Source organism: Spongiivirga sp. MCCC 1A20706 (genome assembly GCF_046524175.1).
GTDB lineage: Bacteria > Bacteroidota > Bacteroidia > Flavobacteriales > Flavobacteriaceae > Spongiivirga.
On record NZ_JBEFZF010000006.1, the window covers coordinates 105,082 to 127,854 of the forward strand.

Annotated in this window: 18 protein-coding genes; 12 read left to right on the top strand and 6 right to left on the bottom strand. The window is 36.3% G+C overall.

The window, feature by feature from the left end; all coding sequences use genetic code 11:
* Positions 1 to 11 precede the first annotated feature (11 nt).
* The 6 genes from gldL to ABN763_RS14730 form a co-directional block, all read right to left on the bottom strand.
* Entirely contained in the window at positions 12 to 677 is a 666-nt protein-coding gene (gene gldL / locus ABN763_RS14705) for a gliding motility protein GldL (RefSeq protein WP_410486249.1), read from the bottom strand.
* Positions 678 to 724: 47 nt separating this feature from the next.
* Positions 725 to 2,080, bottom strand: a complete 1,356-nt coding sequence (gene gldK / locus ABN763_RS14710; protein WP_410486250.1) for a gliding motility lipoprotein GldK — start codon at positions 2,078 to 2,080, stop codon at positions 725 to 727.
* Between the two features lie 170 nt (positions 2,081 to 2,250).
* Positions 2,251 to 3,405 carry a formimidoylglutamase gene (locus tag ABN763_RS14715; protein ID WP_410486251.1) on the bottom strand — a complete coding sequence of 385 codons (1,155 nt, stop codon included), beginning with the start codon at positions 3,403 to 3,405 and terminating at the stop codon, positions 2,251 to 2,253.
* A gap of 33 nt (positions 3,406 to 3,438) precedes the next feature.
* The gene (topA, locus tag ABN763_RS14720; RefSeq protein ID WP_410486252.1) at positions 3,439 to 5,937 is read right to left on the bottom strand and encodes a type I DNA topoisomerase; all 2,499 of its coding nucleotides are present in this window, start codon (positions 5,935 to 5,937) and stop codon (positions 3,439 to 3,441) included.
* Positions 5,938 to 6,101: 164 nt separating this feature from the next.
* Entirely contained in the window at positions 6,102 to 6,530 is a 429-nt protein-coding gene (locus tag ABN763_RS14725) for a hypothetical protein (RefSeq protein ID WP_410486253.1), read from the bottom strand.
* An 8-nt stretch (positions 6,531 to 6,538) separates the two neighbouring features.
* Positions 6,539 to 7,780: an LVIVD repeat-containing protein gene (locus ABN763_RS14730; protein WP_410486254.1), complete on the bottom strand. Its 1,242-nt coding sequence runs from the start codon at positions 7,778 to 7,780 to the stop codon at positions 6,539 to 6,541.
* A gap of 261 nt (positions 7,781 to 8,041) precedes the next feature.
* Between ABN763_RS14730 and miaB the strand changes: the two genes are divergently transcribed.
* From miaB to ABN763_RS14790, 12 genes are all read left to right on the top strand, one after another.
* The gene (miaB, locus tag ABN763_RS14735; protein WP_410486255.1) at positions 8,042 to 9,487 is read left to right on the top strand and encodes a tRNA (N6-isopentenyl adenosine(37)-C2)-methylthiotransferase MiaB; all 1,446 of its coding nucleotides are present in this window, start codon (positions 8,042 to 8,044) and stop codon (positions 9,485 to 9,487) included.
* A gap of 5 nt (positions 9,488 to 9,492) precedes the next feature.
* Positions 9,493 to 10,770 carry a sigma-54 interaction domain-containing protein gene (locus ABN763_RS14740; RefSeq protein WP_410486256.1) on the top strand — a complete coding sequence of 426 codons (1,278 nt, stop codon included), beginning with the start codon at positions 9,493 to 9,495 and terminating at the stop codon, positions 10,768 to 10,770.
* Between the two features lie 152 nt (positions 10,771 to 10,922).
* Positions 10,923 to 11,429: an LptE family protein gene (locus ABN763_RS14745; RefSeq protein ID WP_410486257.1), complete on the top strand. Its 507-nt coding sequence runs from the start codon at positions 10,923 to 10,925 to the stop codon at positions 11,427 to 11,429.
* Positions 11,430 to 12,389, top strand: a complete 960-nt coding sequence (locus tag ABN763_RS14750; RefSeq protein WP_410486258.1) for a hypothetical protein — start codon at positions 11,430 to 11,432, stop codon at positions 12,387 to 12,389.
* Positions 12,390 to 12,400: 11 nt separating this feature from the next.
* Entirely contained in the window at positions 12,401 to 12,748 is a 348-nt protein-coding gene (secG, locus tag ABN763_RS14755) for a preprotein translocase subunit SecG (RefSeq protein ID WP_410486259.1), read from the top strand.
* Positions 12,749 to 12,905: 157 nt separating this feature from the next.
* A complete protein-coding gene (gene groES, locus ABN763_RS14760) occupies positions 12,906 to 13,181 on the top strand; it encodes a co-chaperone GroES (RefSeq protein ID WP_410486260.1) in 276 nt (91 codons plus the stop codon).
* A gap of 104 nt (positions 13,182 to 13,285) precedes the next feature.
* Positions 13,286 to 14,917 (top strand): chaperonin GroEL, encoded by a 1,632-nt coding sequence (gene groL / locus ABN763_RS14765; RefSeq protein ID WP_410486261.1) that lies wholly within the window; start codon positions 13,286 to 13,288, stop codon positions 14,915 to 14,917.
* 210 nt (positions 14,918 to 15,127) lie between these two features.
* Positions 15,128 to 15,688, top strand: coding sequence for a DUF4870 domain-containing protein (locus tag ABN763_RS14770; protein WP_410486262.1), 561 nt, complete (start codon positions 15,128 to 15,130; stop codon positions 15,686 to 15,688).
* 129 nt (positions 15,689 to 15,817) lie between these two features.
* Positions 15,818 to 16,801: a hypothetical protein gene (locus tag ABN763_RS14775; protein ID WP_410486263.1), complete on the top strand. Its 984-nt coding sequence runs from the start codon at positions 15,818 to 15,820 to the stop codon at positions 16,799 to 16,801.
* A gap of 8 nt (positions 16,802 to 16,809) precedes the next feature.
* Positions 16,810 to 17,685: a hypothetical protein gene (locus tag ABN763_RS14780; protein ID WP_410486264.1), complete on the top strand. Its 876-nt coding sequence runs from the start codon at positions 16,810 to 16,812 to the stop codon at positions 17,683 to 17,685.
* A 221-nt stretch (positions 17,686 to 17,906) separates the two neighbouring features.
* A complete protein-coding gene (locus tag ABN763_RS14785; protein ID WP_410486265.1) occupies positions 17,907 to 20,192 on the top strand; it encodes a hypothetical protein in 2,286 nt (761 codons plus the stop codon).
* Positions 20,193 to 20,464: 272 nt separating this feature from the next.
* Positions 20,465 to 22,771 carry a hypothetical protein gene (locus tag ABN763_RS14790; RefSeq protein WP_410486266.1) on the top strand — a complete coding sequence of 769 codons (2,307 nt, stop codon included), beginning with the start codon at positions 20,465 to 20,467 and terminating at the stop codon, positions 22,769 to 22,771.
* Positions 22,772 to 22,773 lie beyond the last annotated feature (2 nt).

Below are 22,773 nucleotides of genomic sequence, written 5' to 3' on the forward strand. Positions count from 1 at the left end.
TAAAAAATAAATTAGTTTTTGTTCATTGCAGAAAGCATTCCTCCGTACACACCATTTAATGATGATAGGTTAGATGCTAGCGACTCCATCTGATCTTTCAACTTACCAGCATTTGCAGCTACTTCTTCGTTCACACTAGCTTGCTTTTCAGCGCTTTCTAACTGTACTTTATACAAACTGTTTAAAGATTCCATTTGTGCTGCGGCTAATGAAAGTTCTTCGCCATACTTTTTAGTAGATTGAATTGCGTCCACAGTAGGTGAAATACCTTTAGCCGCACCTTCGAAGTTTTTAATACTCTCTCCAAGGCTGCTCATTAAGTTAGCATCAACCTTGGCTTCTTTAAGCATGTCGTCTAATTTTTTAGATAGCATGCCTTCGGCTTCAGCAGCCTCAGCAGCTTGCGATTTCTTTTTACCGGTTGCTTGACCACCAGCTAATTCAGGATATACTAATGACCAGTCAAGATCGTCTTCAACAGGTTCAAATGCCGAGATAGCAAAAATAAGTGCCTCGGTAATAAGACCAAGTGCTAGAAGGAATCCACCGCTTAATTTAATAAAACCAAGATCTATTTCCCAGTGAAGGATTTTGAAAAGTGCTCCAAGGATTACAATTGATGCTCCCAGGCCATAAGCCATGTTAAACACTTTTTTGGTTGCTTTAGATTGTGCCATAATTAAAAGTTTTAGTTTAAGTTTAAGTTAAATATTTAGGGTTTGTTTTAGTTTTGAGTAATGTTGGTTCCCATATAATCCTGAACCGTACGGAAGCCGATATAACTTCTCGCAGAGTCAGCATATTCATAGTCGCGCGTACTTACTTGTAGGAAGTAAGCCACATCTTTCCAAGAACCGCCACGTACAGTTTTACGTTGGTTGCTATTGTCCACAACATTTGGATTCATTGTAGAACCGAACTCGTAAGAACCTAGGCTGTATGCAGTATCTGTCCATTCAGACACATTACCAGCCATATTATACAATCCGTAATCATTAGGATCATAAGACTTAGCCTCTACCGTGTAAAGAGCCTGATCTGCCGCATAATCACCACGCATTGGTTTAAAGTTTGCCATAAAGCAACCTCTATCATTTAATATATAAGGACCGCCCCAAGGATAGGTTGCTCCTTCAATACCACCACGAGCTGCATATTCCCACTCTGCCTCACTAGGTAAGCGCCAAACACCAACTTGTTGTTTGCGTCTATCTTTTTGGTACGAGTTTTTCTCCATTTGTCTCCATGCGCAAAAGGCTTTGGCTTGATACCAGTTTACACCTACCACAGGGTATTCACTGTAAGCGTCATGCCAGAAATAATCATTGTGCATTGGCTCATTATAAGAATATGCGAAATCTTTAATCCATACAGTCGTGTCAGGATAGATCTCTGTAATCTCATTTTTCAAGAAATCTTTGCGACTACCCTTTTTATCACGGGCTGCTGCTTCGATATCCATCCAAGTGTATTTAAATTTAAGTTTGGTTACATCAATTGTTCGAAGTCCGTTATACGTCTCTTCTGGAGATAGATACATCGTATCCATCACCTCAGCATAATATTCGTCAGGGTACTCTTGAGGCTCCCAAATAAGTTCTACATCTCTATTTAGCTGATACCCTTCATAACCGGTTTCTCCTAAACCAGCATAGTTATCCAGCATATATTTTTCGTAAACAGAAATATCAGTCGTATCAGCACTTTTAAATGCAAATTCTCCGATACCTTCATTCTCAGGTGTTTCCCCAAGCTCGTCAGCAAGGATAGCAAGCTTTGTACGAACGATCGAATCTCTAACCCAATTTACGAACTGACGATACTCACTATTGGTGATTTCGGTCTCGTCCATATAAAATGCTCGAACAGTAACAGTACGAGTTGGCGCATTATTCATTTTCGCCCGATCATCATCTTGCTTACCCATGATATAAGAACCACCTGGGACAAGGACCATTCCGTATGGTTTTTCTGGATGCCATTTTTTACCAGTGACTCCTACGAGTTCACCGCGGTTTTTTGAACCACAACTACCTAAGATTAGGGAACAAACGGCAATTAGCGCAGTTAATTTCTTCATAGAAACTATAGGTTAAAGTTTAAATTTTAATAAGATTGAGGCTGTAAACCTATCCATTTATTGATTAAAAAACAATTATTTCACTTTTTTATTACCCATTATCGGTGACTTGCTCAAATTTTAGCTTAAGCTACACATAGTGTTAAACTACTATCTCTGCTAAAACCCTACTATGCAATGCTTTTTTTAAAAGCTTTCCACCAACGTTCAGGGCGTTTCTGGTTGCACGCATCTAAATAATCAGAGTAGGTGCATGGTAATAACGTATGTCTTTTTAATTTATTATTAAGATTGATCATAAAAGGAATTTCTATCCACCAACGACCACTCTTATTACTTTTATAAAAATGAAGTTCTTCATCATCAACGGGTACAATATATTTTTGATAAGCCCCCTTTTCATCAATGGCTACTTCATCAATACGATAGTTAACTCCTTCAATAAAATACCAGACCATCTGAGCAATTAATGCTGCGGAATAGTTTTTCCCATGACACTCGAAAATTCCAAATAACTGAACCTTTTCACTGATACCAGCATATCTTGTAATGGCACAAATCTCCCTACTATCAAAACCATTAGGTACATCTCCACCGGAATCATGACCAGGACTTTGTACGGCCCCCATATCAATACTCACCATATTAGCGTCTCTTAAAATAGGTTCTACTGCAGTAATATCTTTAATTACCTCGCCAAGGCGGAATGCATCAAAAAAGAGTTTATCCATTAAATCTATTTCTTCTTGAGCATTGTAATAAGTTTGATAACCAAGGTTGCTAAAGTTGAAAAGATTATTTGGCTTTTCAACAATAATCTTACTCATATATGAATGGGAAGAAATAAGCTCATCTGCATTCCCAAAATCGAAGCGACTATCAACTGAAACCAAATTCACCATAGAACCTACCTCATCGAAAGATCGATAGGCAGGATAGGTAACATCTTGACTTCCTCCTATTAGTAAGGGAATGATGTTTTCTTGAATAAGAAACTCACACAAACTTTGTACTGCAAAATAGGTGTCTTGTACGGTAGCACCTTGATTAATGTTACCTAAATCGATAATTGTGTGTCCCCAATTACCAGGAAATAGTTTGTATAGTTGTTGTCTTACTTTAGAAACTGGCAACGGATTAATGTGCTGTATTACGGCATTCCGTGTTTCGCTAATTCCGACAATTGCAATCTTAGCACCTTTGAGATCAGGCAGCCCATGCTGTTGCGAATGTATCTTGATCGTATGCCCTAAAGCTTGTTTTGGCAACAATTGATTGTGAGCCAAAATAGCATCTTCTACAGGTAGTAAGAACTCGAAGTCCATATTGATTGGTTGGATGTATTGAAATGCAGCTTGCTATTTTTTACTAGCCGCTGTTTTCTTTTTAGTTGCTTTTTTCGCCGGCTTCTTTTTCGGAGCATTCTTTTCGATGATATCTTTTACTTCATCTAAGGAAAGTTTAGCAGCATCCACGGTTTTTGGCAACTCGATTTTGGTTTTCCCTTTTATAATGTTACTTCTTCCCCATCTTGCCTTTTCTACACGAATACCTTCTTCTTCCCAATTATGAATTACCTTCTCAATCTCCTTGCGCTTCTTATCCTCAATTAGCTGAACAATATCATCATTTGAAAGATTGTCGAAATCGTATTTTTTGTTCACATTAATGAACATACCGTTCCACTTTATAAAAGGACCAAAACGACCTGTTCCTTTTTGAACATCAAGTCCTTCATAATTATAAATAGGCGCATCTGCCTTTTTCTTAGCTTCCACAAGTTCGATCGCTCTATCCAGAGAAATTTCAAACGGGTCATCATCTTTAGCAAGCGAAACAAATTGCTTACCGAACTTAACGTAAGGACCAAATCGCCCAATAGCAACCTCTAGTTGTTCACCATCATATTCTCCTAATTTCCTAGGAAGTTTAAAAAGATCTAATGCTTCCTCTAAGGTAATATTGGTTAGTTGCTGCTCGGGGGTCAAGCTCGCAAATTGCTTTTCTTCATCGTCAGGCCCGCCAATTTGTGCAATAGGACCGAACTTGCCTAAACGTACCAAAACGGTTTTTCCCGTTTTAGGATCAGTTCCTAGAATACGTTCACCAGATTCGCGTTCAGCATTTTCCTGGACATCTTTAACCTGCGGATGAAAGTCTTTGTAAAAATCTTTCATCATTTTGGTCCACTCCTCTTCACCCTCAGCAATGCTATCAAAATCTTCTTCAACCTTGGCTGTAAAATTGTAATCAAGAATATTCTTAAAATTATTAACCAAGAAATCATTTACGATCATCCCGATATCGGTAGGCACCAGTTTTCCCTTGTCCGAACCAACGGTTTCTTTTAATTTATTTTCCTTTACAGCTTGGCCTTCTAATACCAACTGTACATAATCACGTTCTTTACCATCAATCGTTCCCTTTTCTACATAATTGCGATTTACAATAGTAGTAATTGTCGGTGCATAGGTTGAAGGTCGGCCAATACCTAACTCTTCCAATTTTTTGACTAAAGAAGCCTCTGTATAGCGATACGGAGGTCTGCTGTATCGCTCAGTAGCGGTAATAACATTATTGGCTAATGCTTCATTTACTTTTAACGGGGGAAGCATTCCTTCTTGCTCTTCTTCTTCATTATCTGTACCTTCAAGATACACCTTCAAGAACCCATCAAAAGTCAATACTTCACCGTTTGCGCTAAACTGTTCACTATGTGAATTTGCTTCTATTTTAACATTTGTTCTTTCCAACTGTGCATCACTCATTTGCGAAGCAATTGCACGTTTCCAGATCAATTCATATAATCTGGCTTGATCCCGTTCCATATTCACCGTATGTCTTGTAAAATCGGTCGGCCTAATCGCTTCGTGTGCCTCTTGACTTCCTTTAGCCTTGCTTTTGTAGTCGCGAGGCTTACTATATGATTCACCAAATGCTGATACAATTTCTTTTTCTGCACCTGATTTGGCATCGTTAGAAAGGTTAGTACTATCTGTTCTCATATACGTAATAAGACCAGCTTCATAGAGGCGCTGCGCATTTTGCATAGTGCGACTTACTGAAAAATACAACTTTCTAGATGCCTCTTGTTGTAATGTCGACGTGGTAAACGGTGGAGCTGGAGTTTTCTTAGCTGGTTTTTTAACCAAATCAGCTACTTTAAAATTAGCTCCTATATTTTTTTGAAGAAATGCCTGTGCTTCTTCTTTTGTATTGAAATTCTTTGGCAATTTTGCTTTTATGAGCTTACCTTCATCATTCGTAAACTCTGCATCAATACGATACGATGCCACTGGTTTAAAATCTTGAATTTCTCGTTCACGTTCGACGATTAATCGTACGGAAACTGATTGTACGCGTCCTGCTGAAAGCCCACCTTTTACTTTTCGCCATAGCACCGGAGATAACTCATAACCCACCAAACGATCAAGTACACGTCGGGCTTGTTGTGCATTCACTAAATTATAGTCAATTTTTCTAGGATTTTCTATTGCCCGGAGTATAGCACTTTTTGTAATTTCACGAAATACAATACGCTTGGTTTTCTCATCGTCTAACTTTAAAGTTTCCGCGAGGTGCCATGCGATCGCTTCTCCTTCCCGATCTTCATCACTTGCGAGCCAAACCGTTTCCGCTTTTTTAGCAAGATCCTTCAATTTTTTCACCACCGCTTTCTTGTCGGGGGACACTTGATATTTTGGCTTAAAACTTCCATCAACATCTACACCTAATTCTTTAGAAGGAAGATCGGCAATATGCCCAAAACTCGATTCGACCTGATAGTCTTTTCCAAGATATTTTTCAATGGTTTTTGCCTTCGCAGGTGACTCAACAATAACAAGATTTTTTGGCATAGCAGTTTTTAGTAAATAGGTCAGAATCGTTTAAAAAAGTCCTCTTTTTAACGTATTTGACGCAGCAAAAGTATATCAAAAAATTTATTTGACATATGTTTACGGCCAATGAAAAGAAAAAGCCCTCGTTAAAGAGAGCTTAAATATTATCAATAAAAAAACATCTAATTATCAAGGATTATTGAAAGTTCCCCTTCAATTAAACCCACATGGCAACAGTCTGCACCAACAATAAATTCTCGACTTATAACCTGCTGACCATCAATCATACCGTTAAAAATAATTGTTTCCTCCCTGTTCTGATACCTAGCGCGAAAACTGTCGTTAAAAATGGGATAAACACCTTGTTCTCTAAACCCATTCATCTCATCAGCGCTGGTTTCAATGGTAATATCTTCATTCGAGTTTTTTATGAATACCTGAAAACTATCTAGCGCAATAGGATTGGCATCGGTATCTCTGAGGCTTACAACAATACTTCTAAAATCCAGCGTACATACAATAGCTTCATCACAAGAGGAAGAATTTAGGTCTTCATCTTCGTTGCAACTCGAAATAACAAGTAATAAAAATACTACAGCTAAAAATCTCATATGCGATTTTAATTTAAATGAAACTCACTTATTAACGAAATAGCAGCTTCTTCATAGGTATATTGATACAACACTCCATCACCGATCATTAACAAATGATTTTGTAAGGGCACTACATCAAATGTATTGATATCTTTAAAATGACTTAGTTGTTGTAAATCATCAACATTGGTTTTGTCATATACTTTTAAGCCAGAGCTTCCATCACAGATAAAAAGTTTTTCATCTTTTATACCCAAACCATAAGGCTCATCCATTCGATATTCTTTTTGCAAAACCGGATTCTCAATATTAGATATATCTACGATAAACAGTCCACTTTCTGTCGCACCACACATGTTTCCACCCCTTAAAGTAACAAAGGCATAATCTCCATCGACTACCACTGGGTCACAGGCAGTACCATGCTGAAACTCGGAAATTAATGTAGGTGTCGCCGGATCTTTTATATCATAAATATACATACCGCGCATACTTCCTAGAAACAACTGATCACCACGATTAAAGATGGTTTCAATATCAAAACCTGCAAATACATCGGGAAGGTCGGTAGGATTATTTAGGTCTTGAATTCCAAATACATTAATATTATGGCTATCGACTGCATATAAATAATCGCCTACAATCTTAAAACGAGCTAGTGACCCACCATCACCGGTGCCCCCACTTTCAGGAACGGCATTAAAATTATCTAAAGCCACATCAATAAACTGGTCAGTAGGAACTTCTTCTATCAATCGACGCTCAGTTCGTATATCCCAACCAATTACTATTTCATCCGATCCATAGTTATAACCCTCTACAATATCAGCGCTAAATGGCCAAACGATTTGACCCGGAAATACATTCTCTAATCGGTTAGTTTGTTTAATATCAGTAATATTAGAGATATCAAACACCACCAAATCCGTTACACTATCAGCATACAAAACGTCGTCTTTAATAGAAATATCGACATTGCCTGGTATTTTTAAAAATGATATCTTTTGTGGTGCTGCTGGATTCGCATTATTTATAACATGTATACCTTGGCTTTTATCATTAACAAAGATAAGATTGTTATAGGCGTAGATTTTTCCAGATTCATCAATGGGCTTAGGCGGTATGACATCAACACTCTCCCGAAACTCGGCCCGGGTCATTGTAATTGCTGTTGCTACTTCATAATCAGCATATCGATCATCGTCATCATTACAGCTACTAAAAAAAAGCACAGTAATGACCAAAAAAAGAAGATTTACTGGTTTCATATTGTTTACGTTATGGGTTGCACACCTTAGATACAAAAAAAGAAATTGGGTTGCGTTGGAGGAGTTTCAGGTTGAAAGTTTAACGTTTTTAGGTTAACTGATCAGATTGGATTAATTACACGAACTTTTCCCTGTTTTTATTCTCAAAAGACAAAGCTTTGAGCTTAACAACTCAAACTAATATATGTCAACTTGTCATATTTTTAAATGGAGTTGTATCTTTGCATGCTATTTGAAAGTATTTGAAGTAGTATTATACGTATGGAGAAGATTATTGATGAACAAAAACAGGGAGAAGCCCTTGTAACGCAACAACAAAATGACAACAACCGTAAGCTCTTTATAGAAAGCTATGGCTGCCAAATGAACTTTAGCGATAGTGAGATTGTTGCATCTATTTTGGCGAAAGAAGGTTTTAATACCACGCAACAGCTTGAAGAGGCTGATCTGGTTTTAGTAAACACCTGCTCTATTCGTGACAAAGCTGAACAAACTGTTAGAAAACGATTAGAACACTACAATAGCGTAAAGCGTATTAACCCTAATATGAAGGTAGGTGTTTTAGGCTGTATGGCTGAACGCCTCAAAAGTAAATTTCTAGAAGAAGAAAAGATTGTTGATCTCGTGGTGGGACCAGATGCATACAAGGACTTACCCAATTTGATTGCAGAAGTTGATGAAGGACGAAATGCGGTAAATGTTATTTTAAGCAAAGAAGAAACTTATGGTGACATCTCTCCAGTTAGATTACAAAGTAATGGGGTAACTGCATTTGTTTCAATTACCAGAGGTTGTGACAACATGTGCACTTTTTGTGTGGTTCCGTTTACAAGAGGTCGAGAACGCAGTCGCGACCCACAATCTATTTTACAAGAAGTAAGCGAACTTTGGAAAAAAGGTTTTAAAGAAGTAACACTACTTGGACAAAATGTCGATAGCTATTTGTGGTACGGTGGCGGATTGAAAAAAGACTTCAAAAACGCATCAGAAATGCAGAAAGCCACAGCTGTAGACTTTGCAAAGTTGTTAGATATGGTGGCGTTAGCCAACCCAAAAATGCGTATTCGGTTTTCAACCTCAAATCCGCAAGATATGCATGAAAGTGTATTACATGCTATTGCTAAGCATCGTAATATTTGTAATTACATTCATTTACCGGTACAAAGTGGTAGTACCCGTATTTTAAAAGAAATGAATCGCCAACATACGCGAGAAGAGTATTTTGAGCTTATCGATAAAATTCGTGAGATTATACCAGACTGTGCCATATCTCAGGATATGATAGCCGGCTTTCCTACCGAAACTGAAGAAGATCACCAAGACACGTTGAGTTTAATGGAATATGTGAAGTATGACTTTGGTTTCATGTTTGCCTATTCTGAAAGACCAGGAACATTGGCAGCTCGAAAAATGGAGGATGATATTCCAGATGATATCAAGAAACGTCGATTGAATGAGATTATAAGTCTACAGCAAAAACACAGTAAGTTCAGAACCGGGCAATTTATGGGAAAAACAGTCGAGGTGCTCATTGAAAAAGAGTCTAAAAGATCCGATAAGCATTGGGCAGGACGAACCTCTCAAAATACGATGACTGTGTTCCCAAAAGAGGACTATAAGGTTGGTGATTTTGTAATGGTAAAAATTAACGATTGTACCAGTGCAACCTTACTAGGTAAAGCAACAGGCTATTCTGATAACAATTAAACCTTATGGAGAACATTCAAGCCATAAAACAACGCTTTGAAATCATTGGTAACGACGCTAAACTAAATCGTACCATTGAAAAAGCAATACAGGTTGCTCCCACCGACATATCGGTATTGGTAACAGGAGAAAGTGGTGTTGGTAAAGAAAGTATTCCCAAAATAATACATTCACTTTCACATAGAAAACACGCCAAATACATTGCGGTAAATTGTGGCGCAATACCTGAAGGCACTATTGACAGTGAGCTTTTCGGCCATGAAAAAGGAGCGTTTACTGGTGCAACTTCTACCCGTAGCGGGTATTTTGAAGTTGCCGATGGCGGTACTATTTTTTTAGATGAAGTTGGTGAATTGCCTTTAACAACGCAGGTACGCTTATTGAGGGTACTGGAAAATGGTGAGTTCCTGAAAGTAGGGTCCTCAAAAGTGCAAAAAACGGATGTTCGTATAGTCGCAGCTACCAATATTAAAATGGTAGAAGCTATTCAAAAAGGAAAGTTTAGAGAAGATCTTTACTATCGATTAAGCACCGTTGAAATTCACTTACCCCCACTTCGAGATCGAAAGGAAGACATTCATTTATTGTTTAGAAAATTCGCATCCGATTTTGCTCAAAAATACAAGATGCCTACCATCAGATTAGATGAAAATGCCGTACAATTATTATTACAATATCGATGGGGCGGTAATATACGTCAATTACGTAATGTAGCAGAACAAATTTCGGTTTTAGAACAAAATAGAACCATTTCTTATGATACCTTGCGCACCTATTTACCAGATGCAGGAAAGAATCTTCCAGCGGTGATCAATACTGATAAAAAAGAAAGCGATTTTAGCTCTGAACGGGAAATTTTATATAAGGTATTGTTCGACATGAAGGCCGACCTGAATGATCTTAAAAAGTTGACAATGGAGTTGATGAAGAGCGGGAATTCGGAAAAAGTACAAGAAGAACATGAAGGCTTGATACAGAAGATTTATGGAGAAGAAAAACGACCTGCCGCTCCTAATGCCGATTATGAAGAATTAGAAGTACTGCAGATTACGTCTCAGCCGACTACTAGTGATACTGTCATAATTCAGGAACCTCCTCAGCAAGATAAATACCATTTTGCTGAAGAAATTGAGGAAGAAGAGACATTATCACTTCATGAAAAAGAACTCGAGTTAATTAAGAAGGCGCTTGAAAGAAACAGGGGGAAAAGAAAAGCAGCAGCGGATGAATTAGGCATTTCTGAACGCACACTGTACAGAAAGATTAAGCAATTCGATTTGTAGTCGATTTCAGGTTGAGCGCAGTCGAAACCTCTCGACTCCGCTCAAGGTGACATCAAGAATAAAAAACAACAATTGAAATGGAATTGTAAATCTTAAAAGCTAATTTTTATAAAAAAATTTCAGACATCAACCAAAAATCGCTAAACTGCGGTATGAAGAAGCAATTTATCTATCTTTTATTGGCAACAACTTTCTTTTTAGGAAGTTGTAAATATTATAATTTCACAGGAGGTGACCCAGGAAGTGCTGAATCATTTCAAGTTACTTTCATCCGCAATGAAGCTCCTATTTTCACTCCAGGTTTAGATCGGGATTTCACCACTGCCTTACAAGATAGAATACAAGACCAAACAAATTTAACGCAGCAAAATAGTAATGCCGATTTGTTATATGAAGGTGAAATAGTTGAATATCGTATTGCTCCGCTTTCTGCTATTGCTGATCAAAACAGAGGGGCGGCACAAAACCGCCTTACTATGAGTGTAAACATTCGGTTTTTTAATAAAACAAAACCAGAAAACGATTTTGAAAAACGCTTCTCTTTCTTCTCAGATTTTCCCGCTGCTACTAGTATTGCATCGGTTAGACAAACCTTACATGAAGAAATATTTGAGCGCATAACCCAAGATATTTTTCAAGAATCATTGGCAAGTTGGTAAATGAATATATCTGATTTTACATATCTGCTAAAAGAGCCTGACGCCATTAATACCGATCAAACAGAGGCTATTGAATCGATTATTAAAGAATATCCATATTTTCAAGCGGCACGTGCCATTTTTTTAAAGGGATTAAAGAATCAAGATAGCTTTCGTTACAACGACCAATTGAAAGTAACGGCAGCACATACTACTGATAGGACCGTCTTATTTGATTTCATTACTTCCGAAGCGTTTAAAAAATCAGTTGTCCTACAAGCAAGTGAAGAAAAAGATCCACTAGATATCGAGGTTAATGAATTTGAAGAACTTGCAGTGGAAACGGAAAACCGTGTCACTGAAGTTATCAAAACTGCAGCTGATGTGGTTGATACTGGAACCGAAGCGGTTATAAACGAAGAAAACCATCTTCAAGAAAAAACTATTCCGGTTTCTCAGAACCATGAAGTTGTTGAAAAAGTCGATGAGGAAGTCAAAAAAATCACAACAAATAAAACTGCTTTACAAGTAGATGCGCCTTTAGAATTTGATAAAAACGAGCGACACTCATTTAATGAATGGCTTCAACTTTCCACCATAAAACCTATCGATCGAAGCGAGGAAAAAACAACTAAAGAATCAAGCCAAAGGTATACGGAAGAAGAAAATATAACAGAAACAAAAGCACAAAAAAATACTCCCACGTTTGAAGAGAAACTAACCTTAATCGATAGGTTCATAGAAAAGAACCCGAAAATAAGACCAGTTAAAGAAAATATACCAATTGAAAATCTAGCGGAAGGTAATTTAGTAGATAGAAATGAGTTAATGACAGAAACCCTTGCTAAGGTATATCTTGCTCAAAAAAAATATAAAAAAGCCATTCAGGCGTATAAAATTTTAAGTTTGAAATATCCAGAAAAAAATAGTTTCTTTGCAGACCGAATTTTGGAGATAAAAAAAATAAAGAAAAATAATTAAGGTCGTATACCATGAGTACATATACAATTTTTTTGGTGTTGATAGTGATCGTTGCTTTTTTGTTGGTTGTTGTAATTATGGTGCAAAACCCTAAAGGTGGCGGACTTTCTTCTTCTTTCGGAGGAGGAGGATCAACACAGATAGGTGGAGTTCAAAAAACAACTGATTTTTTAGATAAAAGTACATGGGCATTAGGGGCTATTTTATTGGCACTTATTTTACTTGCCAACTTTACATTGCCTAAAAATAATGCACCAGTTCAATCCAAAGTGATCGAAGGAGAGAATATTGAAAACTCCATTCCTGACACTCCCGAAAATCCACTTAATGACAATGATACATCTGGTGACGAACAATAAATGTGTAGTCATCAAAGCTTAAAAAAATGCCAGCATGTCATAATGCTGGCATTTTTTATTTCAATATGTCAGTATTTATGTTGACATATCGTGTTGGCACAATTTCTGACTTGCTAAGATGAAAACAAATAAAATTAACAATCGAAAATTATAACAAATGGCTTTAAACATTAAACCACTTGCAGATCGCGTGGTAGTTGAACCACTACCTGCAGAAACTCAAACAGCATCTGGTCTTTACATTCCAGATACGGCTCAAGAAAAGCAACAAAAAGGAAAAGTTGTCGCTGTGGGTCCAGGAAAAAAAGATGAACCACTAACCGTGAAGCCCGGTGATACTGTTTTATATGGTAAATATTCAGGTTCTGAACTCAAGTTAGATGGTACTGATTATATGATCATGCGTGAGGACGATATTCTTGCGATTATCTAGTTTACCTTGTCATTCCCGTGAAAACGGGAATCCACCAAACAATAAATAAAGTTAAATTCACAAGATTCCCACTTTCGTGGGAATGACAATTAAAAATTTTAATAATGGCAAAAGACATTAAATTTGATATAGATGCAAGAGATGGCCTTAAAAGAGGAGTCGATGCATTAGCAAACGCAGTAAAAGTAACATTAGGACCAAAAGGTCGTAATGTAATTATCAGCAAATCATTTGGTGCACCGCAGGTAACAAAAGATGGTGTTTCAGTAGCTAAAGAGGTAGAGTTGGAAGATGCTCTTGAAAATATGGGAGCACAAATGGTAAAAGAAGTAGCCTCTAAAACCAATGACCTTGCTGGTGATGGTACGACAACAGCTACTGTGCTTGCACAAGCAATAGTAAAAGAAGGACTTAAAAACGTGGCCGCAGGTGCCAATCCGATGGACCTTAAAAGAGGTATTGATAAAGCTGTAGATTCTATTGTTGATGATTTACAGAAACAAGCTAAAGAAGTTGGTAGCTCAAGTGAAAAAATACAGCAAGTAGCAGCTATTTCTGCTAATAATGACAATACTATAGGTGAATTGATCGCTGAGGCTTTTGGTAAAGTTGGTAAGGAAGGTGTGATCACTGTTGAAGAAGCTAAAGGTACTGACACTTATGTTGATGTTGTTGAAGGTATGCAGTTTGATAGAGGTTATTTATCTCCATATTTCGTAACCAATAGCGAAAAAATGACTGCGGAATTAGAGAGTCCTTACATCTTGTTATTCGACAAGAAGATCTCCGCAATGAAAGATTTACTTCCTGTACTAGAGCCTGTGGCGCAATCAGGAAAACCACTATTAATTATCGCCGAAGATGTTGATGGTGAAGCATTAGCAACATTAGTAGTGAACAAACTTCGTGGTTCATTAAAAATAGCTGCTGTTAAAGCTCCAGGATTTGGTGACCGTAGAAAAGCAATGCTAGAAGACATCGCTATTTTAACTGGTGGTACTGTAATTTCTGAAGAAAGAGGATTTACTTTAGAAAATGCGACCATCGACATGCTTGGTACAGCCGAAACAGTAACTATTGATAAAGACAATACCACTGTTGTTAATGGTGCCGGAGAAAGCGAAATGATCCAAAATCGTGTAAACCAGATTAAATCTCAAATCGAGACTACTACTTCTGATTACGATAAAGAAAAATTACAAGAGCGTTTAGCTAAATTAGCTGGTGGTGTTGCTGTATTATATGTAGGCGCCGCTAGTGAAGTGGAAATGAAAGAAAAGAAAGATCGTGTTGACGATGCGTTACACGCAACACGGGCAGCGGTTGAAGAAGGTATTGTTGCCGGTGGTGGTGTTGCTTTTGTGCGTTCGAAGTCTGTTTTAGATAAAGTTAAAACTGAAAATGCGGATGAGATTACCGGTGTTCAGATTATAGCTCGTGCTATTGAAGAACCTTTGCGTACCATCGTTGAAAACGCTGGAGGCGAAGGCAGTGTTGTAATAAGCAAGGTAGCCGAAGGTAAAAACGACTTTGGTTACGACGCAAAAACTGAACAGTATGTAGATATGTTAAAAGCAGGTATCATCGACCCTAAGAAAGTGACGCGTATTGCACTAGAAAATGCCGCTTCAGTTGCCGGTATGATTTTAACAACCGAGTGTGCTTTAGTAGATATTAAAGAAGATGCTCCAGCGATGCCTCCAATGGGCGGCGGCGGAATGCCAGGCATGATGTAATTACGATACACATACGTTGCTGAGCTTATACAGCACATAATATCAAACCCCGCAAGTAAAATTACTTGTGGGGTTTTTATTTAATGGCGTCTTAATTTGTCAAATAAATGATTAAAAACTCATATTTCTCTTTTTTACGTAGCTTTATAAGAACTAATCTATAAGCTTGTCTATATCAATAGTGGATTAGCCAATATTTATGCGAAACAAATGAGTATAGTTAAAAAAACAAGAAGAAGATTAGGTTATACTCAAGCCGAATTGGCAAAAAAGACCGGGCTATCTTTAAGAACTATTCAACGCTTAGAGTCCAATAACAATAAGCCCAAAGGTCACACCTTAACTGTACTATCAGAAGCATTCAATATAAAACCTTCCGTTCTTCAAAAACAGTTTCAGAACATCGAGCGAACTAAAAAATCTGAAGCCACTTCTATTCGGTTTATTAATCTATCTGTTTTATCCTTTTTAGGTATTCCCTTTGGTAACATTATTTTACCTTTAATACTTTGGAGAAAAGATCGCAAATCTAAGCTTGTTGATGAAATAGGCAGGCGTATTATCAATTTTCAAATCATTTTCTCAGCTATCCTAGCAATACTCCTTTGCCTTTCGCCTTTTATAGGTCGAAAATTTTTCTCAAACACCTCCATAATCTTATACGTTTTGTTTGCTTCCTATGCATTTAATATTATTATTGTTTGTCGCAACGCCATCAAATTACAGCGCAATAATTTCGACTTACCTAATCTGCCAATTCGTTTTATATAGTACTAATAATCAGAAATTGACGTAAAATTGGCGGTATCAATAACCCCATTTTTATTGAGATTTCATATTTATTTGTGTAGTTGAGTTAACTGCAAGCTCATTTTATTTCATCAAATCAATTATACAATTATGAAAAAGAAAATTGGCTATGTCCTGCTTACCATTTTGGGAATCATCTTAGTGACTAGCTATATAGGTATTCGAAAATTCAACAATACCCTTTTCAAAGAAAAACCAAACTATCTAGAATATAGCTATGAATCAAAACCCATTCAATTTAATTGGGTTAATGATTCGATAGGTGACTATTACGAGGCACAAGCAGCAATCGTGATTCCTTTAAAAATTAAAGGTTTGGCACATAACTTTTACGCGCAATTTGACACCGGGTCGCCTCATTCCTACATTTATGAAAATGATCTAAAATCTTTGCGCAAACTAGGGTTGAAATTTACGGAAGTAGTAAAGGAGGAGGCACATTATATCGAACAACTAAATTTCAATTTAAATGGTAATAGAATAGAGGCTTCTATGATCAAGATTCTAAAGGGCTACGGAAATACCTTTGACAAAAGAGACACCATAACTAACATTAAAATTGGCACTATCGGAAGTGACTTTGTTGCGAACCGCATTACAGCTATTGATTTTAAAAATCAAACCATACAGCTATTTGATGAACGCCCTGAATGGATGGGCGATTTAGGAGTTTTTAAGGCTTTTGATTTCACCGCCAGAAGAATCATGATGCCGGTAACACTAGATAAAAAAGAGTACGAATTTCTTTATGACTCAGGCTGTAGTGCCTTTGGATTAATTACTATTAAAAGTCGCTTTGACGCATATACCAACAAGAATATTGAAGCTATACAGTATGGCGCCAATAGTTGGGGAAATAGCATCCCTATTATTAGTAAGCCTTCTGATAAAACATTTGGAATAGGAAATACCCATTTGACATTAAGACGTGTGAGCTATGTAAATATGTATACAGCAATACAACCCTTGGTAACGCCGTTTACTCGAATTGGTGGCTGGCTTGGAAATCAACCCTTTAATGAAAGTACGTTGATTCTTGATACCAAAAAACAAGAGTTTTTTATCATCAAATAATGAAAGTCATGAAAAAGATAATTATTGTGCTACTATTAGTACCTATTGCATTGGTAATAGTAGGCCTATCAAAGTATAGCATTCAACTAAATAGTTTCTTTGCCCAAGACACTAATAGTCAAGTAAAAAACAAACAAGCAACTAACAATACTGAAGTTCATATTGTTGGCACGGTTCACTTTGAAACTGACCTTATCAAACGACATCATTTATACAGCTATTTAGATAGCATATCTCCATCAGTAATTTTATATGAAGGTGACTCGAGCACAGTAAAACGAATTGCAAAAAAGACAGATTATTTTGCCAGGGTTGTCGATGCTTTTAAAAGTGGTAATCGGTTAGAAAAACCAGCAGTCCTAAAATACCTTAAAAATAACCCTAACTGCACTCTTCTACCCTATGAATGGGAACTAAGAAATAAATATCATCGCAAACATAAATTAAGGAAGAAGTCTAAAGAGATGATTAATTCGGTAATTAGCTTGTACAGTGATAAGCTATTAAACGAGGATCAAGCTCTTGTTATCAGCAGATTCCTAGAACTAAATAAAAAACTAATTGCCATCGAAAAAAAAGCAACTTTAGCCAGTATTAATAACATTGATACTGATGAGATTCTAAAGAATCGACAACATTACATTTACACAAAAATCCCTGAAATTGCGACAAGCCGGAAAGAGCTGGTTAAATTTTCAGATTTTGTTCCTATTCATACCAATTACTGGGACATCAGAAATAATGCTATGGTTCAAAATATTTTAAAACAAGTTCGACATAACCCGAACAAAACAATAGTAGTTTTAAATGGGTTTTATCATCGTTATTACTTAATTCAAGAACTACAGTCTTACCAAGATGAATACAATTTTTCACTTAAATGAGTGAATACATGACTATAAACATTGTATCCAAGTACGTAAAGCACTCCTCCAATGGGCGGCGGCGGAATGCCAGGCATGATGTAATCTTACGATATTCATAAAGTAGTAATTTAACCCCCAAAGATTTAAAAAAATCTTCGTGGGTTTTTTAGTAAACTGTTAACTAACTACTTAAGTCCTATTTGCGTTATAATCTGTAACTTTTATCAAATTTTGCAGATATGAGACACTTCTTAATACTATTTTTATTTTTTCCCTCCCTATTTTACTGTCAAAACGACTTCTCAAAAACCAGTTTCCCTGAAGACAAATACAAAGCCTATTTTGACACCCCCCGAGAAACCATTCATCTTCAACTTAACAAAACTTCCTTTTTAAAGGGTGAAGAAATTTGGTTCACTGCCTATATATACAATAGAAAAAAACAACTTCCGTATACAAAAACACGTAATTTATATTGCGCACTTTACGATGCCTCACGAAACAAGCTTTCAGAAGAATTGTTTTTAGTAAAAAATGGCATTGCAACTGGTAATATCTCAATTGGAGAAGACATAAAAGACGATAAAATTTATATAGTAGCTTCAACTAACTATCAACAAAATTTTGATGATACTAAGCCATTTATTCAGGAATTGACAATAGTCTCAAATAATAGGCTAAACCAGTCTTCTGCAGCACAAGAATTTGACTTGCAACTACTGCCTGAAAGTGGTCACCTACTTACCAATACGACTAATTCAGTTGGATTCATTTTAACCGACAACCGTGGTAAAGGACATAAAATCATTGATGGAAAGGTCATTAATTCAGATAACAATCTAGTAGCTTCCTCATTAAAAAGTAATGATTTTGGTATTGGTAAGTTCAATATTTTTATTCAACCTGATAAAACCTACACCTTAATTTTAACCGATCAGCAAGGTAACTTGATCAAAAAACAACTACCCGATTCAAAACAATTGGGTGTGATATTATCATTAAATAATTTATTAGAAGATAAAGTGGCGATAGCCATAAAATCAAATAAGCAAACCATATCTAAACTACCCAGTAATCAACTATACCTAGCTATTCACCGAGACGGATTATTTGCAATCAAAGATTTTAATCTTACTCAGACCACAAAAACACTTTTTTTTTCAAGAAGTGATTTACATCCTGGCATAAACATTATCACTCTGTTCGACTATCAATTTAACCCCATTGCTGAAAGAATTATTTTTAATAATAAGGAGTTAAAAGAAGGCGAAGTACTGTCATCTATTGCGCAGAATTACTTTTCGAAAGACTCGGTAAGAATTCAGTTCAAAGTTTTAGACCCAGTAGCTAAAACCAACCTAAGCATTAGTTTCCTCCCATCTCAAACCGAAGCTTATAAACCCAATAACTCAATCCTTTCTTCATTTTGGTTACAGCCCTACTTAAAAAACGGCCTTAACGATCTTACTCATTATTTGACTAATATGGATAGAAAAAAAGGTTATGAACTTGACAACCTACTGATAACAAAAGGATGGAGCAGTTATGACTGGAACAACATTTTTGAATCTACCCAAAAAGAAAATTACGAATTTGAAGATGGTATCGCATTTAGTGGAAAAGTAATAAATGCCAAAAAACGCAAAAATAAGTTAGTGTTGCTTAACCCTGCCTCAAGAGCCCAATATTATGCAGAGGTTGATAGTACCAGACACTTTCAAATTAAAAATGCTTATTCTTTTAGGGGAGACTCCTTAAGAGGATTTATATTCACTAAAAGAGGCAACTATTCAAAGCCGTATTTTTCAATTGACTCAATTAAAAAAGGAGAAGGTCACCTAATAAGTGAGCAGTATTTCGCTAGCATAAAAGAGTCTGAAGAAAATTCCATGTTTAATAATAAAGAACTCGGTAGTCTTATTGAGCTAAGCAATGTTGATCTTTTTGGCAAGAGAAAGAAATTCTATGTTTATGGAGGCAGCACAAGCGCAAAAATCGTTGATGAGTATTATGGTTCATTATCTAACTATATTCGACGACTGGGCTATTTAGTAAGCCCAACAAACCCCTTGTCAGGCGAACTTGACGGTTATCTTTATGCTTATAAAATAGTATTAGGTGAAATTAAAATAGTTCCTGTGATTACTTCGAATTCTGACGGTGCAGGTTTTTTTGATATCCCTTTGAGAAATATCAATTCGATTGGTTATAACCATTTAGGTGAAGGAAAATTTATTTATGTCAACGAAAAAAAGAACAAATATCAACTATTCGCAGATATCGTGCTTAAAGATGGATTTAAAAAACCTGATCAATATTATAATCCTAGATATAATTCATTTAACACAGATGCTTTTAAAACATATGGCGCATTGCACTGGGAAGGACAACTTACAGTTGATGAAGAAGGAACGAGTTATATTGACATTCCTAATTTTAATCAAAAAAACATCAAAGTCTTTTTAGAGGGTATTTCGTCAAACGGCACTCTTTTCTCACAAGAACAGGAGCTGACAATTCACTAAAACCCCACATCCCATAAACAATTGCTTTTGACCAGTAACTGTGTTTTTGTAGAAATCAAGAAAAACCGCTTACCATACTACCATTTGGCAGTGGTGAATTGTTGGGTATAATGTTATAGCATCTCTACACCGATGGTCTTTGACGAATTCTCATTAAAATTTCGAGTCTTAGGAGTTTAGGGGACTTATTGGGCTTAGTTATTACTAAACAACTCATAGTCATCTTATTAATTATCTGTATTTTCTTATCTTCATTGTAAAACTGACCAAAAATGAAATCCGCACTTCTTTTATTAATTAGTTGTTTTGGTTTTATTTCCTATTCTCAAGACACAGATAAGGTTATTGAACGCCAAAGAATACATCTACATCTTAACAAATCTGTATTTATAAAAGGCGAGCAGATCGGATTTACAACCTATTTATTCGACTTGGCCAATGAGTCTCCTGTTTATCAAAACCAATATATCTATGTTAACCTAATTGCTCCCTCAGGCAATCAGGTTGATCAAACAACAGTACTAAGCATTAATGGTCAGGGCTCCGGAGTGTTTAAACTGCCAGATTCTTTAAAAAGCGGCATCTTCAGAATTCAAGCGTATACCTTAGCAATGAATGCTTACACGAAGGACACTTCTTTCAAAACGAGTATTACTGTTTTGGATTACGAAAATCAGCCAATAACATCGACCGATAGTGCGAAACCGATGTTTAGCGTTTATCCGGAGAGTGGAAATTTAGTAGCATCTGTTTTGAATAAGGTGGGAATTAAATGGAACAGGTCACTCGATAAATTGGCAGTAGTAGATTCAATAGTGTTTAAAAATCATCAAAATAACGAACATCGTAGGATACAATTGAACCAGTTTGGGTACGGAAACTTTTCGTATATCCCGCTCTTTAAGGGTAAATACAGCCTAACTGCTTATGAATATGACCGTTTTTATGAAATTGAGCTACCTGAAATTCAAGAAAAAGGTACCATCATTTCTAGTATAGACAATACTTTAAAAGAACAATTTATAATCTCAGTTACTTCAAATAGGTTTGATAAAGACACTAACAATAAGCCGCGCTATTTGGTTATAATAAATGATCTTAACCAAGTTATATTGAAAAAGGAATTGCCTTACAATGTATATAATCAAGAAATCATTATTGAAAAGAAATTACTCAACAAAGGTGCTCATACAATTAATCTACTAACTAAGAAAAATAAGCTACTGGCGCAACGCAGTATATTCAATGCAACTAAACTTCGAAACAAAAAACTGCAATTGCTCAATATAAAACGTGAAAGAGACTCTATTTTTTTGTTGTTAAAGGCTGATATAGAAAAGAATGCCTCTAAAAAACTAAGTGTTTCTGCATTACCTGAAACTACGATTGCCAATTCTAAACTACAAAGTATTACCGCTTCGTTATACCTAAATACTGCTATAGAACAAAAGGCACTACCCATACTTAATTTGTTAGACAATCCGTCAAAACGATTTCAATATGATTTGGATATGTTCATGCTAATGGAACCAATCAAGGCCCCTAAAAGAGGTAAAGATTTACTAGTAGAGCCATCTCTAAGTTTGTCAACGATTGCAGGATATGCGAATATTTTTGATGCTGAAAACGAATCGCTAAGCGTCATGTTGTATTGTAATAAAAATGGGATTTTTGAAATCTCTCCAATGGATGAAAATAAGCGGTTCAATTTTGCTAATATTCCTTTGGTCAAAAATGCGGAGTTTACGCTAACGCTAGTAGATAAAAACGGTAAACCGCTGTATGCTAATTTTTTTATAACGACACAACCAAGATCAATAACTTTTAAATTTCCGATAGATTCAACTGACTTTACATCCAAACTTGTTAAAGATTCCACTTATACCAATTCCAAACTGTTCAAACGTCCAGAGCAATTAAAAGAAGTGGTCGTCACCGCATCTAAATTGAAGCGCAAGAAATTTTTCAGGGATTTTTATGGGGTTAACGTGGCCGCTAGCCAGCAAAACAAGGGTACTTTAGCCAATTATTTAACAAGTCAAGGTTACGGATACCGATTTATGTCTCCATTATACCCTGACCCAAGAAGGGCAGGAAGTCGAGAATTAGTCAAAATAAAAAATGGAACAGGTTTTTTATTTCCCGCGTTAATGGTAGATGGTGTGTTTACTCCATACGCGATGGACTATGCAGATGCTTTGAGAATGGATAATATTGATGAGATTTATTACAGAAGACGAGATAGCAATGACGGTGGCCTTTTTGTAGTTTTCACAAAAGGTAAAAGCGATAAACCAATCCTAGAAAAAGATAGGGTTGCAAAAAAGTTTATTGTAAATCGCGGCTATGATATTGATGACTATTTACGACCCGACTACTACTCATTTGAAAATGAGTCTTTTAAAAATTACGGAGTCAATGCTTGGTCACCTACCTTACAACCAAATGAAGAAGGAATAGTCACGCTAGCTTTACCAGATGATAAACAATCAGGGGTTAAATTATTTATAGAGGGTTTGTCAGAAATGGGCAATATGGTTTCTCAAGTTTTAGAAGTGGACTACAGGAAAACTAATTAATT